The 13,279-nt window shown below is 67.0% G+C and carries 10 protein-coding genes; 4 read left to right on the forward strand and 6 right to left on the reverse strand.

Annotated features, from left to right (window positions below):
- Positions 1 to 54: 54 nt before the first annotated feature.
- From DRW48_RS03365 to DRW48_RS03390, 6 genes are all read right to left on the reverse strand, one after another.
- Positions 55 to 1,134, reverse strand: a complete 1,080-nt coding sequence (locus tag DRW48_RS03365; protein WP_114075178.1) for a hypothetical protein — start codon at positions 1,132 to 1,134, stop codon at positions 55 to 57.
- Positions 1,124 to 1,897 carry a hypothetical protein gene (locus tag DRW48_RS03370; RefSeq protein ID WP_114075179.1) on the reverse strand — a complete coding sequence of 258 codons (774 nt, stop codon included), beginning with the start codon at positions 1,895 to 1,897 and terminating at the stop codon, positions 1,124 to 1,126. Before DRW48_RS03370 ends, DRW48_RS03365 begins: the two co-directional genes overlap by 11 nt.
- Positions 1,898 to 2,038: 141 nt before the next feature.
- Positions 2,039 to 2,836, reverse strand: a complete 798-nt coding sequence (locus tag DRW48_RS03375) for a glycerophosphodiester phosphodiesterase family protein (protein ID WP_114075180.1) — start codon at positions 2,834 to 2,836, stop codon at positions 2,039 to 2,041.
- The gene (locus DRW48_RS03380) at positions 2,833 to 3,276 is read right to left on the reverse strand and encodes a RidA family protein (RefSeq protein WP_114075181.1); all 444 of its coding nucleotides are present in this window, start codon (positions 3,274 to 3,276) and stop codon (positions 2,833 to 2,835) included. Before DRW48_RS03380 ends, DRW48_RS03375 begins: the two co-directional genes overlap by 4 nt.
- Before the next feature lie 43 nt (positions 3,277 to 3,319).
- Positions 3,320 to 6,778, reverse strand: a complete 3,459-nt coding sequence (gene smc, locus DRW48_RS03385; RefSeq protein ID WP_114075182.1) for a chromosome segregation protein SMC — start codon at positions 6,776 to 6,778, stop codon at positions 3,320 to 3,322.
- Between the two features lie 81 nt (positions 6,779 to 6,859).
- The gene (locus DRW48_RS03390) at positions 6,860 to 7,564 is read right to left on the reverse strand and encodes a TerC family protein (protein WP_241963361.1); all 705 of its coding nucleotides are present in this window, start codon (positions 7,562 to 7,564) and stop codon (positions 6,860 to 6,862) included.
- A 169-nt stretch (positions 7,565 to 7,733) separates the two neighbouring features.
- Here DRW48_RS03390 and DRW48_RS03395 point away from each other — a divergent pair, with 169 nt between their 5' ends.
- From DRW48_RS03395 to betC, 4 genes are all read left to right on the forward strand, one after another.
- Entirely contained in the window at positions 7,734 to 9,923 is a 2,190-nt protein-coding gene (locus tag DRW48_RS03395; RefSeq protein WP_114075184.1) for a catalase, read from the forward strand.
- A gap of 154 nt (positions 9,924 to 10,077) precedes the next feature.
- The gene (locus tag DRW48_RS03400; protein WP_114077333.1) at positions 10,078 to 10,677 is read left to right on the forward strand and encodes a LolA family protein; all 600 of its coding nucleotides are present in this window, start codon (positions 10,078 to 10,080) and stop codon (positions 10,675 to 10,677) included.
- Between the two features lie 105 nt (positions 10,678 to 10,782).
- Positions 10,783 to 11,730 carry a choline ABC transporter substrate-binding protein gene (gene choX / locus DRW48_RS03405; RefSeq protein WP_114075185.1) on the forward strand — a complete coding sequence of 316 codons (948 nt, stop codon included), beginning with the start codon at positions 10,783 to 10,785 and terminating at the stop codon, positions 11,728 to 11,730.
- Positions 11,727 to 13,265 (forward strand): choline-sulfatase, encoded by a 1,539-nt coding sequence (gene betC / locus DRW48_RS03410; RefSeq protein WP_199286147.1) that lies wholly within the window; start codon positions 11,727 to 11,729, stop codon positions 13,263 to 13,265. Before choX ends, betC begins: the two co-directional genes overlap by 4 nt.
- Positions 13,266 to 13,279 lie beyond the last annotated feature (14 nt).

The following is a 13,279-nucleotide window of genomic DNA, read 5'->3' on the forward strand; positions in this document are numbered from 1 at the left end:
CCGCGATACAACCGACTGCGGGGGGTGAGGTGCCAATCGTAGGCTGGCCGTGCGCTAGCTCTGCACGGGTCGGGCCGCATTCGATTTTCGAGAGACCCGTGGCCGCGCTTTCCGGGACACCGCATCGTCGGGCGGCGGTCTCGTCCGGCCGCCGGCGCCCCCAACCTCGTTGGCCTCCTCATTACGTGGATTCGGCTCGTCTGGTTCAGCAAGCTCTGCTGCGGTGGGCAAAACCGGAAGTCTCTCCCGTCCAGGACGAACCGCCCCGTTCTGAAACTCGTAAAGATCCCTCACCGTGAGTTCGCCCAAAAGGTTATGGCCGTTCTCCGCGTGGCGCCGATGCAGGTCCACAATCCGGCGGCAAAGTTCGGGCCTCAGAAAAAGCGATGGAAAGCGGAAATAGTGGACAAAGACGTCGCGCCGGTCTGGCCGCCAGCCTTTGATGAGACGGTTCCAGCGCCAGTCCAACACGCCAATCCGATCTTCGGCCTGCGCAGAGATCAGCATCAAGGCGGTCTGATCGGCAAACGGCCGCTTTGCTGAATCGGGCAAATCCGATTCGAGCACGGCACTCGTGGCGCGCCACCACTCCTCGGGGAAGCCACCATTGACGTCGAACCAGACCACGCCCGAATTGAAACTGCGAATGCGCTGGGCCGCCTCCAGCGCCCGGTCATCGTCGATACTGTCGGTCATCGGAGAACCCAGCTTCAGCGCCTCTTTGCCAAGCTTCATCAATTGATCACTGTCGAACTCTTGGCCGCCGAAATTGGTGGTGGCCGCCGTCCAGTGGCCCGTCAGTCGCCAGAACTCCGGCCGGCCGACGGCAAGGATGTCGGTATCCAGGAAGATCGCGAAGCGCGAATCGAACCCCTGTCTCGCCGCATCAACCTTATTGCCGATAGCGTATGAGTGGCGGTCCCAGATTTGCGGCTCGAACTCGCGGATTTCGACATTCATGTCTCGCAAAAAGGCAATCGTGGCGTCGTCCAGCTGTCCCCGCCCACGTGGTAAAAAGGCATGCAAGGGCAAGGCATCGCTGGTCTGCTCCCGCAGCGACGCCACCAGAAAGCGCGCGCGCAGTGACAGCGAGCCGGGCTGAACGATGAAGAATGCGGTAACGTCAATCGGCATGATCGAGGGCCCGCTCAGAGAGTGCTTCGTCGGATACTGCGTCGCGCACAAGGGTCGCGTAACCCAGCCGCTCCAGAAGCGAATAAGGCAAGCGTTGAGCAATGAAGTCGATGTCGGCAGAGGGGATCTCGGCCAGATAGCTGTGTTGCATCACACCCTGCCGATCGAATTTTTTCTTGTGATAAAATTTTTCGGGATCGTGATCCGCATCGCGAAGCCGCTTCAGTCGGCGATCCGGCTGCTCGAAATCGGCACTGCGCCGCGCGAGCGAAAATGCCGATGCAATCGGCGCCACCGCGGCCTCGGCATCTTCCAGCAGGTCCTCGTAGCGCAACGTGAAGCGCGGGGTGCGGCCGTCCGAGGCAGACAGGGCATTCCAGCTCATCTGCGCCCAAAACGTGGGCAGGTCGGGAAACCACAATTGGCTGCCGCCTTCGACGTCGCCATTCTGGATGGTGAAGGGGCTGCGAATGAACTGACTGATTGTGCCGGTGTTTTCAGACAGCATATTCGGTTGGCCGCTGTTGACGTATTTGTAAAGCGACACCGCCGCGTGCAGCGGGTTCTTGACCATCGTGACCACAGGAACGTTCGGCAAACGCAGGCGGCCCTGATTGGTTGACGGGATGGGAAAAAAACCGTGCTTCCAGCCCAGGCTGTCATAGCTGACAACGCAGTCGTAATTGACTTCGAGCAGCGCCTTCAGAAAATTCGTGCCCGAGCGAAAGACCCCACGAACGCAAATAGTGCAGTCTTCCGGCATAAGTCCGCTCCTTTACTGCATTGGCCGCTTGGGGCGAGAAGAATCCTTAGTCGCCGCACAACCCTTGCCGCTTGCTAACGCCGCGGGTGGTGACTGGCGAAGCACGCCGCACTGCCAGGGATGCCCGCGCCCCAGCGAAATTCACGGCCGTGCGGCCGGATAGCCCTCGAATGTTATGTTATCCGCAATCTGCCGCGCCGTTGCCTCGGCCTCGGGCGTGCGGATCGTCCAGGCGAGTACCGGTATGCCCCGCGCCTTCAGCGAAGCGACGGCGGGGTTCCCGAGGTCTGTGCGATCATGCGAGATGAAGGAGGAGCCGCTGCGGTCCACATCCGCCAACGTGGCGAGGCGGGTTCGGGTCTCGTCATCCAGCATCGGCCAGTCGTCCTCGCTGAAGGCGCAACTGACGAGGCCGCTGGCAATCTGCGGGGCCACGGTGGAAAACCGGGTGACCGTCTCGGGGTTGAAGGACATGACCGCGACCGGGCCGTCGTAGCCCGCCAGCACGGTCGCCACGCGATCCTGAAGATCGCCGATATTCTCGCCCAGGCGGCCGTCCTGGTCCTTGATCTCGATCAGCAGCGGCACCTTGCCCGCGACCTCGCGCAGGACCGCCGCGAGGGTCGGGATCCCCTCGTCGGACTTGCCGAGGCGCATCTTGGCCAGCTCGTCCAGCGTGACATCGGCGACAAAGCCTTCGCTGCCGACCATGCGCGCAAGGTCATAGTCGTGGAACACCACGGCCTCGCCCTCGGCGCTGTGCTGGATGTCCAGTTCGATCCCGTAGCCGCCCTCGATCGCGGCGCGAAAGGCGGCAAGGCTGTTTTCGGGAACGCCCGGCCCGTGCAGCCCCCGATGGGCGATGGGCAATCGCAGGAAATCCGGGTGCAAGGGCGCCGGACGGGGCGGCGCTGGGGCAGTGTCGGGCTTGTCGCTCATCGCGTTACCTCGAACACGGCCTCAAGCTCGACCGCCGCACCGCGCGGCAGGGCCGAGACGGAGACCGCGGCCCGCGCATGCCGGCCGGCGTCGCCGAACAGCTCGACCATGACGTCAGAGGCGCCGTTCACGACCTCGGGCTGCTGGGTGAACGCGCCGTTCGAGACAACGAATCCGCCTAGGCGCACGACGCGTGCGACGCGGTCCAGCGACCCCAGCGCGGCCTTGACCTGCGCCAGTACCTTCAGCGCGCAGTCGCGGGCCGCGGCGTTGCCGGCCTCGACCGACAGATCGTCGCCGAGGCAGCCCTTGGCGTCGGAAATCTGGCCCGACACGAACAGCAGATCGCCCGTCTGGACAGTCGGCACATAGCTTGCCACCGGCGCCGGCGCTGGCGGTAGGGTGATGCCCAGCTCGGTCAAACGGGTCTCGTAGCTCATGGTCGTCCTCCTGCAGATCGGGCGGAGGTTATCGCGTCCGCAATCAGGCGACCAGAGCTTCTGCGCGCCGCAGATCGACACTGACCAATTGGCTAACCCCCTGCTCGACCATGGTAACGCCGAACAGGCGGTCCATGCGCGCCATGGTTACGGCGTGGTGGGTGATGACCAGAAAGCGCGTGGCGGTGCGCCGCGTCATCTCGTCCAGCAGGTCGCAAAAGCGGGTGACATTGGCGTCGTCCAGCGGCGCGTCGACCTCGTCCAGTACGCAGATCGGCGCCGGATTGGCGAGGAATACGGCAAAGATCAGCGCGAGCGCGGTCAACGTCTGCTCGCCGCCCGACAGCAGCGACAGGGTGGCCAGCTTCTTGCCGGGCGGCTGGCACATGATCTCCAGCCCGGCCTCCAGCGGGTCATCGGATTCGACCATCACCAGCCGCGCCTCGCCGCCACCGAAGAGGTGCGTGAACAGGGCGCTGAAATTGCCATTAACCGTGTCGAACGCAGCCAGCAGGCGCTCGCGTCCCTCGCGGTTCAGGCTGCCGATGCCGCCGCGCAGCTTGCGGATCGCGGCCTCGAGGTCGTCCTTTTCCTTGGCGAGCGCCTCGCGCTCTGCCTCGAGCGCGCGCTTGTCCTCGTCGGCGCGCAAGTTGACGGCGCCCAGCGCCTCGCGGCTGGCGCGCAGGCGGGCGATCGCTTCTTCCAGCGCGGCGGTCGGCGGCGCCTCGCCGTCGGGCAAGCTGGCGCGCAGGCTGTCAGGGGTCGCCTCGGCCTCGTCGCGGATACGGGCGCGGGCGGCTGCCTCGGTCTCGCGCGCGGCATCGGCCCGGGCTTCGCGGGCGGCGCGGACCTCACGCGCTTCGGAGGCGGCGCGCTCGGCCTCACGCTCAGCGCCGGCGGCCTCGCGTAGGGCGGATTCGGCGGTGGCGAGAGCATCGCGGGCGGCGGACTGCCGTGCGGTGCCAGCCGATTCGGCCTCGGCGAGGCTGGCGCGGCGGGCCGCCAGGGTGGCCGGTTGGGCCTCGGCTTCGGCCAGTTCGGCCGCCGCCGCATCGCGGCGCTGGCCAAGCTCGGTGGCGCGGGCGCCGGCCTGCTCCAGCCGGGCACGCCAGCCCTGCGATTCCTTGGTCACCTCCTGCTGGCGCTTGACGCGCGCGGTGCCGTCGCGGCGCAGTTCGTCCGCTGCCGCCCGGCGGCTGATCAGGGCGATCCGCGCCGCCTCGACCCCGGTCTTGGCCTGCTCGACTGCGTTGGCGGCGGCACCACGGTCGGGCAGCGCGGCCAGCGCCCGGTCAGCGTCGGCGAGGCGGGTGGCCGCGTCATCGGCATCGGCGCGGTGGCGAGCCAGCTCGGCACGCGCCGCTTCGGCCTTGCCGGTGGCGAGCGACAGATCGGATTCGGCCCGCGTCTCGGCCCGGCCGGCGTCCGACAGCGCGCGCTCGGCCTCGCGCCGTGCCTCGCGGGCTGCGGTCTCGGTCTTGCTGGCCGCGGCGAGTGCCGCGCGCGCAGTCTCGTGCTCGGTGCGCGCGGCCGCGGCGCGGGCCGAGGCGGCCTCGGCCTGGGTGCGGGTCTCCGCCAGCCGGTTCATGGTCTGAAGGTGCAACGCGGCGGCCGAGGTCTGGCCGGAGGCAGGCAGCACCAGCCCGTCCCAGCGGAACAGATCGCCCGCCTGCGTCACCAGCCGCTGGCCGGGACGCAGCGCGGCCTGCAGGGCGGCGCCGGATCCCGCATCGGCGACGACGCCGAGCTGCGACAGCCGCCGGGTCAGGGCCGCGGGCGCAGTGACCTGCGGCGCGAGGGGTTCGGCACCCTCGGGCAAAGGCGCGTCAGCGTCATAGCCGGGCAGCGCGCGCCAGCCAGCAGCGTCTTCCGCATCCGAAACGGTAATACCCAGGCGCAGGTCATCCCCCAGCGCCGCGCCAAGCGCCGATTCCCAGCCCTTGGCCACCTTGATCTGCGACAGCAATGCGCCCTGATCGGCCGCGCCGCGCTGGGCCAGCCGTTCCAGGCCCGCGCGCTCGGCCTCCAGCGCGCCGGCCTCCCCCTCCGCCTCGGCGCGGGTGGCGCGGGCGGCGGATTCGGCGCGCTCGGCCCCGGTTCGAGCGGCCTCCGCCGCAGCCAGGGCAGCATCGGCGGCATCGGCGCGCTTGCACGCCTCCGTCCGGGCGGCAGTTGCCGCTTTCAGCGTCGCCTCGGCCTGCTGACCGGCCGCCTCGGCGCGGGCACGGACGGCCTCGGCCTCGGTCGCGGCGCGGCTGGCGCGCTCGCCCATGGCGCGCAGATCACTGGCCAGCCGCTCGGCCGACTGGTGCCGCGCGGCCAGGCGCGCCGCCTCGTCCTGCGCCGCGCTCAGCGCTGCCTCGACCGAGCCCAGGGCGCCCGCAGCAGCCTCGGCGGCGGTTGTAGCGGCAGCCAGACGATCCTCATGGCCCGCACCGGCCTTGACCAGTTCTGCCGCCTCCCACTCCAGCCGAGCCAGCACCTCGCCGGCGTCGGTGTTCAGCACTGCTTCGCGGGCGATGTCGCGATCCAACTGCGCGACGCGGCCGCTCAGCTGGGCGATAGCGGCTGCGGCGCGGGCCTCGGCCTCGTCCAGGGCCTCGCGCTGCGCCACGGCGCGCGACAGGATGGCGCCGGCGACATGCTCGGCCTCGCGCAGCGGCGGCAACGCCGCCTCGGCCGCCTCGCGCGCGGCGCTGGCGCGGCGTGCCGCGGCCTCGGACCCATCGGCGCTGCGCAGTGCGGCGGTCAGGGCCTCGGCCGCCTCGCGCCGCGCCGCCTCGGCATCGGCCCAGCGGCGCCACAGCAACTGACCCTCGGCTGTGCGCAGGGCAGCGCCAATCTCGCGATAGCGTGCCGCCGCCCGCGCCTGCCGCGCCAGCGCGGCCGCCTGCGCGGCCAGTCCGTCCAGCGTTTCATCCACGCGCTTGAGATTCGCCTCGGCCCCATCCAGCTTCAGCACCGCCTCGTGCCGCCGCTGGTAAAGTCCGCTGATACCAGCCGCTTCCTCGAGGATGCGGCCGCGGGCCTGCGAACGGGCGTTGATCAGCTCGCCAATCTGGCCCTGGCGCACCAGCGCCGGGGAATGCGAGCCGGTCGAGGCGTCTGCGAACAGCATCTGCACGTCGCGGGCGCGCACCTCTCGGCCATTGATGCGATAGGCGCTGCCTGCGTCGCGGGTGATGCGGCGCGTGATTTCCAGCCGGTCGGCATCGTTCATGCCTGCGGGCGCCACGCGGTCCGAGTTGTCGACGCTGATGGTGACCTCGGCCTGGGCGCGCGCCGGGCGGCGACCGCTGCCGGCGAAGATCACATCCTCCATCCCGGCGCCGCGCATCGCGGTCGGCCGGTTCTCTCCCATGACCCAGCGCAGCGCCTCCAGCAGGTTGGACTTGCCGCAGCCGTTCGGCCCGACCACCCCCGTCAGCCCTTGCAGGATGATCAGGTCGGTGGTGTCGACGAAGCTTTTGAAGCCGGTCAGGCGAAGGCGGTCGAACTGCATGGCCCGACTGTCGGGCCATGCCAGCGTCCTGTCAACGCAAACGCAAGATGTGGGGGGTGTTGTCCCCTGTCTGGTGCAGAGTTAGTTGAAAAACCCTGCAGCGTGCACCTGATGAAATCCCTCGTAGATCATCTTCAGCGCCACGTAGAAGATGATGGCAAGGCCGACATAGGCGATCCAGCGGAAGCGGTTCAGCAGCCGCGCAACAAAGGTCGCGGCCAGTCCCATCAGCGCGACGGAGACCACAAGGCCGATAATCAGAACGGTCGGATGGCCATGCGCCGCGCCCGCCACGGCCAGCACGTTGTCAAGCGACATCGACACGTCCGCGAGCACGATCTGCATCGCCGCTTGGCGAAAGCTCTTGCGCGGGGCGCGCGCGATCGTGCCGTCGGCGTTGCCGTCCTCGCCGGTCAGTGCCTCGTCGAGATCTTGCTCGTGCGCGCCTTCGCGCAACTCGCGGAACATCTTCCAGCAGACCCACAGCAGCAGGATGCCGCCAGCGATCAGCAGGCCGGTGATGCCCATCAGCCAGGTGGTCATCAGCGCAAAGATGATCCGCAGCACGGTGGCAGCGATGATGCCGACCAGGATGGCGCGGTTGCGCTGCTCCTTGGGCAGACCGGCAGCAGCGAGTCCAATGACGATGGCGTTGTCACCGGCCAGGACCAGGTCGATGGCAATGACCTGCATCAGCGCGATTAAGCCAGCCTGGGTGAAGATTTCCATCTGCGGTCCACTCGGTTCGGGCGGGTTCGACTTGGCTGCAATTGCAGTGGTGGTCAAGCCCCACCCTCCCCGGGGAGTTGGCAAAGGCGCGCCGGTCGGGAAATAACCTGTCCCAGAACCCGGAAGGTCGGTGAACATCCTGCCCGGTTGCGGCGTTCACGGTCGGGCACTCCCCGCCGCCGGCAGGGCGTTCAGTCCGCATGCAGCCATCCGAGGAGATCACGTCATGGCCAAGACCCCCCCTTCGTCCGCAGGAAAGCCCGCTGACCCTAAGGGGTTGCCGCCGAACCCCGCCGACGATCTTAATTTCCCCACCAACTCTGACCCCGTCACTGCGCAGTTCGAATCGCAGCGCGGAAATGGCGACGAATTGCAGCAGGTGACCCGGCCCGGCGATCCGGCGCGGATGACCACCAACCACGGCGTGCCCATCAGCGACAACGAGAACAGCCTGCGTATGGGCGCTCGCGGGCCGACCCTGCTGGAGGACTTTGCCCTCCGCGAAAAGATCTTTCACTTCGACCACGAGCGCATCCCGGAGCGGATCGTCCATGCACGCGGCAGCGCCGCGCATGGCGTGTTCGAGGTCACCGAGGCAATTCCCGAGTTCACCCGCGCCGCGCTGTTCCAAAAGGCCGGCAATCGCTGTGATGTGTTTGTCCGCTTTTCCACCGTGGCAGGCGGCGCCGGCAGCGTGGACACGCCGCGTGACGTGCGCGGTTTTGCGACCAAGTTCTATACCCCCGAGGGCAACTGGGACCTGGTCGGCAACAACATCCCGGTGTTCTTCATTCAGGACGCGATGAAGTTCCCTGACCTCGTTCATTCGGTGAAGATGGAGGCGGACCGCGCCTATCCTCAGGCCGCCACGGCCCATGACACGTTCTGGGACTGGATCAGCCTGATGCCCGAGGCCATGCACATGATCATGTGGGCCATGTCCGACCGCGCCATCCCGCGCAGCTTCCGCATGATGGAGGGCTTTGGGGTCCACACTTTCCGGCTGGTCAATGCCGAGGACAAGGCGACCTTCGTCAAGTTCCACTGGAAGCCGCGCCTCGGCATCCAGTCACTGGTCTGGGACGAAAGCGCCAAGCTGCAAGGCGCCGACAATGATTTCCACCGGCGCGATCTGTTCGAGTCCATTGCCGCCGGCCACTTCCCGCAGTGGGATCTTGGCATCCAGACCTTTGACGCGGCCTTCGCCGATGCTCAGCCCTATGATGTGCTGGACGCGACCAAGCTGATCCCGGAAGAGGATTGCCCGGTGAGGCTGATCGGCACGATGACGCTGAATCGCAACCCCGACAACTTCTTTGCCGAGACCGAGCAGGCGGCGTTTCTGCCCTCGAACGTCGTACCCGGCATCGACTTTTCCGATGACCCCCTGCTGCAGGGACGGCTGTTCAGCTACCTCGACACGCAGAAATCGCGGCTTGGGACGACGAACTTCCACCAGATCCCGATCAACGCGCCGCGCTGCCCGATGCACAACTTCCAGCGTGACGGCATGATGCAGACCCAGATCCCCAAAGGCCGGGCCAATTACGAGCCGAACTCGCTGGGTCAGCGGGGCGAGATCGGGGGCCCGCGCGTCGACGCGGTCGGCGGCTATCGCACGATCAAGAGCGCGACCGACCTCGGGAACGAGCCGACCGAAAAGCTGCGCATCCGGGCCGAGAGCTTTGCCGACCACTTCAGCCAGGCGCGGCTATTTTACAAGTCGCAGACCGAGACCGAGCAGGGCCACATGGTCAGCGCCCTGATCTTCGAGCTGTCCAAGGTCGAGATCGCAGGCATCCGTGAGGCGGTGCTGGCGCAGATCCAGAACATCGACATGGGCATGGCGCAGCGTGTCGCCAACGGTCTTGCGATGGACCTGCCCCCGGCTGCCAAGGCCGCGGTCAAGCCGGTCGACATGAAGCCCTCGGACAAGCTGTCGATCCTCAAGCAGGCGCGCCCGATCAGCACCGGCCGCAAGCTGGGGATCCTCGTCACCGACGGGATCGACAAGGCGGCGGTCGATGCGCTGAAATCGGCGGCCGAGGCCGGCGGCGCGGCGGTCACCATCGTGGCGCCGAAGATCGGCGGCGTCACGCTGAAGGACGGCAGCAAGCTGCCGGCCGACGCCCGCCTCGACGGAACGCCCTCTGTGGTGTTCGATGCGGTGGCGATCGTCGCATCAGCCGAGGGCGGCAAGCAGCTGGCGGCCGACGCCGCGGGTATCGACTTTGCCGCCTTTGCCTGGGCGCATCTCAAGGCGATCGCCGCCTCGCCCGAGGCACAGCCGCTGCTGGACAAGGCCAATGTCGGCAAGGACGACTTCATCCTTGCGGCGAGCGATGCCAAGGGCGTGGTCGACAAGCTGTCGCAGCGCGCCTGGGCCCGCGAGCCGCAGGTCCGTCCGCAGTTCTGACGTCCGCGAGGGCGGCCGTATATCGTTAAAAATCGCGCCGTCCCCACAGCGGGGGGCGGCGTTTTCTCGCGGCCGCCAGGGGTGCCGGAACGCTCACGATCCTTTCGGCACATCGTGATGATCCAAAATGCTTTTCCGGCGTTATCATGATGCCATGAACATTCGCAGCATCGCCCTCGCGCCCGTCCTCGCCCTTCTCGCCGCGGCCCCTGCCTCGGCCGAGAAGATTTCGCTCAACGAAATTTCGCGCTACCTCAACAGCCTCAAGTCGGCAGTCGCCGATTTCAGCCAGGTTAACAGCAATGGCTCGGTCACGGCCGGCAAGCTGTACATCCAGCGCCCGAACCGTGTGCGGTTCGAATACGGCGGCAAGAACAAAACGCTGGTGCTCGCCTCGGGCGGGCAGGTCGCGGTGTTTGACGGCAAGTCGAACCAGCCACACCAGGAATACCCGCTGGCCAAGACGCCGCTGTCGATCATCCTGGCCGACAACGTGAACCTCGGACGGGCCAACATGGTGACCAGCCACACCGAGAAAAAGAACACCACCATCGTCAAGGCGCAGGACCCCGCACATCCGGAATACGGCAATATCCAGATGGTGTTCACCGCCAACCCGACCGAACTGCGCCAGTGGATCATCACCGACGACACCGGCAAGAAGACCACTGTGGTGCTGGGCGAGATGCAGAAGGGTGTGAAGATCGCGCCGTCCGCCTTTGCGATCGCCAACGAGGTCGCACGCCGTAAATAAACCGTCGCAATCCGCTGGCGGCGAGGCCCATGGCGTTGCACGTTGGCGCCATGGCAGGACGTCGCCCGCGGGGCGGCACTGGCCGCAACATTGGGGATTTCCGCGATGCTCAAGCTGAACCGCATCCTCGCGCTGGTGACCGTTGCCGTAGTGGCCGGTCCCGCGCTGGGCCAAGGCGCCAACGATCCGGCCGCGTGCAAAACGATCCGCATGTCGGACCCCGGCTGGACCGACATCAATTCAACCAACGGCATTGCCAAGACAGTGCTGGATGCGCTCGGCTATGACGCGCAGGTCACGACACTGTCCGTGCCGATCGGGTTCGAGGCGCTGAAATCCGGGCAGAGCGACGTCTTCCTGGGGAACTGGATGCCTGCGCAAGCCAGCTTTCGCGCCGACCTGGACAAGGCCGGCGCGGTCGAGGTGCTGAACCGCAACCTCGAGGGGGCAAAGTTCACGCTGGCCGTGACCGGCCCGGGCGCAAAGCTGGGCGTCAAGGATTTCGACGACCTCGACGCCCATCGCGACGCCTTCGAGGGCAAGATCTACGGCATCGAGCCGGGCGCCCCGGCGAACCAGTCCATCGGCAAGATGATCGAGGCAGACGCCCACGGCCTCGGCGATTGGGAACTGGTCGAGACGGGCGAGCAGGCGATGCTGGCGCAGGTCGCGCGCAACGATGCCGCCGGAAAGCCGAGCGTGTTCCTCGCCTGGGCCCCACACCCGATGAACGAGACGCTGCAGATCACCTACCTGACCGGCGGCGACAAGGAATTCGGGCCTAACTACGGCGGCGCCGAGGTCTTTACCCTGGCGCGCAAGGGCTGGGCGGCCGAATGCCCCAATGCCGCCAAACTGCTGAAGCAGATGACCTTTACCGTCCCGATGGAAAACCAGATCATGGACGGCATCCTGAACAATGGCGAGGCGCCGGCCGATTCCGCCCGCGCCTGGCTGAAGGCCAATCCCGATGTGCTCGGGCCTTGGCTCGACGGCGTCACGACGCTGGACGGACAGCCGGGGCTGCCCGCCGTCGAGGCCGCGTTGAAATGATCGAAGGCGGCCAGGCCGGCAACACGGGTAGTGCAGCGCGTCCTAACATCCTGATCCTGATGGTGGATCAGGCCAACGGCACGCTGTTTCCCGACGGTCCGGCCGCCTTCCTGCGCGCCCCCCACCTGAAGGCGCTGGCGGCGCGGTCTACCCGGTTCGCCAATGCCTATACCGGCTCGCCCCTCTGCGCGCCGGGGCGCGCCTCGTTCATGTCGGGCCTGCTGCCGTCGCGGCACCGGGTCTATGACAACGCGGCGGAATTTGCCTCGGACATACCGACCTATGCGCATCACCTGCGCCGGGCGGGTTATGCCACTTGCCTCAGCGGCAAGATGCATTTCGTCGGTCCCGACCAGTTGCACGGCTTCGAGCAACGCCTGACGACCGACATCTATCCCGCCGATTTCGGCTGGACCCCCGACTGGCGCCGCCCCGGCGAGCGGGTGGACTGGTGGTACCACAACCTCGGCAGCGTCACCGGCGCCGGCGTGGCCGAGATCACCAACCAGATGGATTACGACGACGAGGTCGCGCACCACGCCTGCCGCAAGCTCTACGACTATTCACGGGCTGACGACGGCCGCCCGTGGTGCCTGACGGTCAGTTTTACCCATCCGCATGACCCCTACGTCGCCCGTCGCAGGTTCTGGGACCTTTATGAGGACTGCCCGGAATGTGCGCCGCCGCCCGCCATTCCCTACGCCAACCAGGACCCGCATTCGCAGCGGCTGATGGATGCCTGCGATTGGCGCGCCTATGATTTGACCCCCGATCAGATCGCCCGCGCGCGGCGCGGATATTTCGCGTCGGTCAGCTATATCGACGACAAGATCGGCCAGATCCTCGATGTACTGAAGCGCACGCGGCAGGAGGCGATCATCGTCTTTGTCAGCGACCACGGCGACATGCTGGGCGAGCGTGGACTGTGGTTCAAGATGAGCTTTTACGAAGGCTCGGCGCGCGTGCCGCTGATGATTGCCGCCCCAAGCATGGCGCGCGGACGCATCGACACGCCGGTGTCGACCATCGACCTGGTGCCGACGCTGGCCGAGGTTGCCGGCCTGGACCTGGACCCGTTGACGCCCTGGATCAGCGGCGAAAGCCTTGTTCCGGTGGCGTCGGGCGCGGACCACGGACCCGTCGCGATGGAATACACGGCCGAGGGCAGCATCGCACCGATGGTCGCGCTGCGCGAAGGGGGGTGGAAATACACCGCCTGCCCCGCCGACCCCGAACAACTGTTCGATGTGGCCAGCGATCCGGGCGAGTTGGCAAACCGCGCGGGCGATCCAACCTGTGCAGAGCGACTGGACCATTTCCGCAAGCTGGCGGCAGAGCGCTGGGACATGGCGGCGTTCGATGCGCAGGTGCGCCAATCCCAGGCGCGGCGGATGATCGTCTACGAGGCGCTGCGCAACGGCGCCTATTATCCGTGGGATTATGAGCCCCTGATGGCGGCGTCAGAGCAGTTCATGCGCAACCATATGGACCTGAATATCCTCGAGGAAAGCAAACGCTTCCCTCGAGGAGAGTGAGTGCAGCCGGCTTC

This window comes from Paracoccus suum, assembly GCF_003324675.1.
Classification (GTDB): Bacteria; Pseudomonadota; Alphaproteobacteria; order Rhodobacterales; family Rhodobacteraceae; genus Paracoccus; species Paracoccus suum.

Coding starts and splice junctions, on each gene's coding strand:
- smc (WP_114075182.1), bottom strand. CDS start 6,778: ATGCAGTTCGACCGCCTTCGCCTGACCGGCTTCAAAAGCTTCGTCGAC.
- DRW48_RS03370 (WP_114075179.1), bottom strand. CDS start 1,897: ATGCCGGAAGACTGCACTATTTGCGTTCGTGGGGTCTTTCGCTCGGGC.
- DRW48_RS03400 (WP_114077333.1), top strand. CDS start 10,078: ATGAACATTCGCAGCATCGCCCTCGCGCCCGTCCTCGCCCTTCTCGCC.
- DRW48_RS03365 (WP_114075178.1), bottom strand. CDS start 1,134: ATGCCGATTGACGTTACCGCATTCTTCATCGTTCAGCCCGGCTCGCTG.
- DRW48_RS03380 (WP_114075181.1), bottom strand. CDS start 3,276: ATGAGCTACGAGACCCGTTTGACCGAGCTGGGCATCACCCTACCGCCA.
- DRW48_RS03395 (WP_114075184.1), top strand. CDS start 7,734: ATGGCCAAGACCCCCCCTTCGTCCGCAGGAAAGCCCGCTGACCCTAAG.
- betC (WP_199286147.1), top strand. CDS start 11,727: ATGATCGAAGGCGGCCAGGCCGGCAACACGGGTAGTGCAGCGCGTCCT.
- DRW48_RS03375 (WP_114075180.1), bottom strand. CDS start 2,836: ATGAGCGACAAGCCCGACACTGCCCCAGCGCCGCCCCGTCCGGCGCCC.
- choX (WP_114075185.1), top strand. CDS start 10,783: ATGCTCAAGCTGAACCGCATCCTCGCGCTGGTGACCGTTGCCGTAGTG.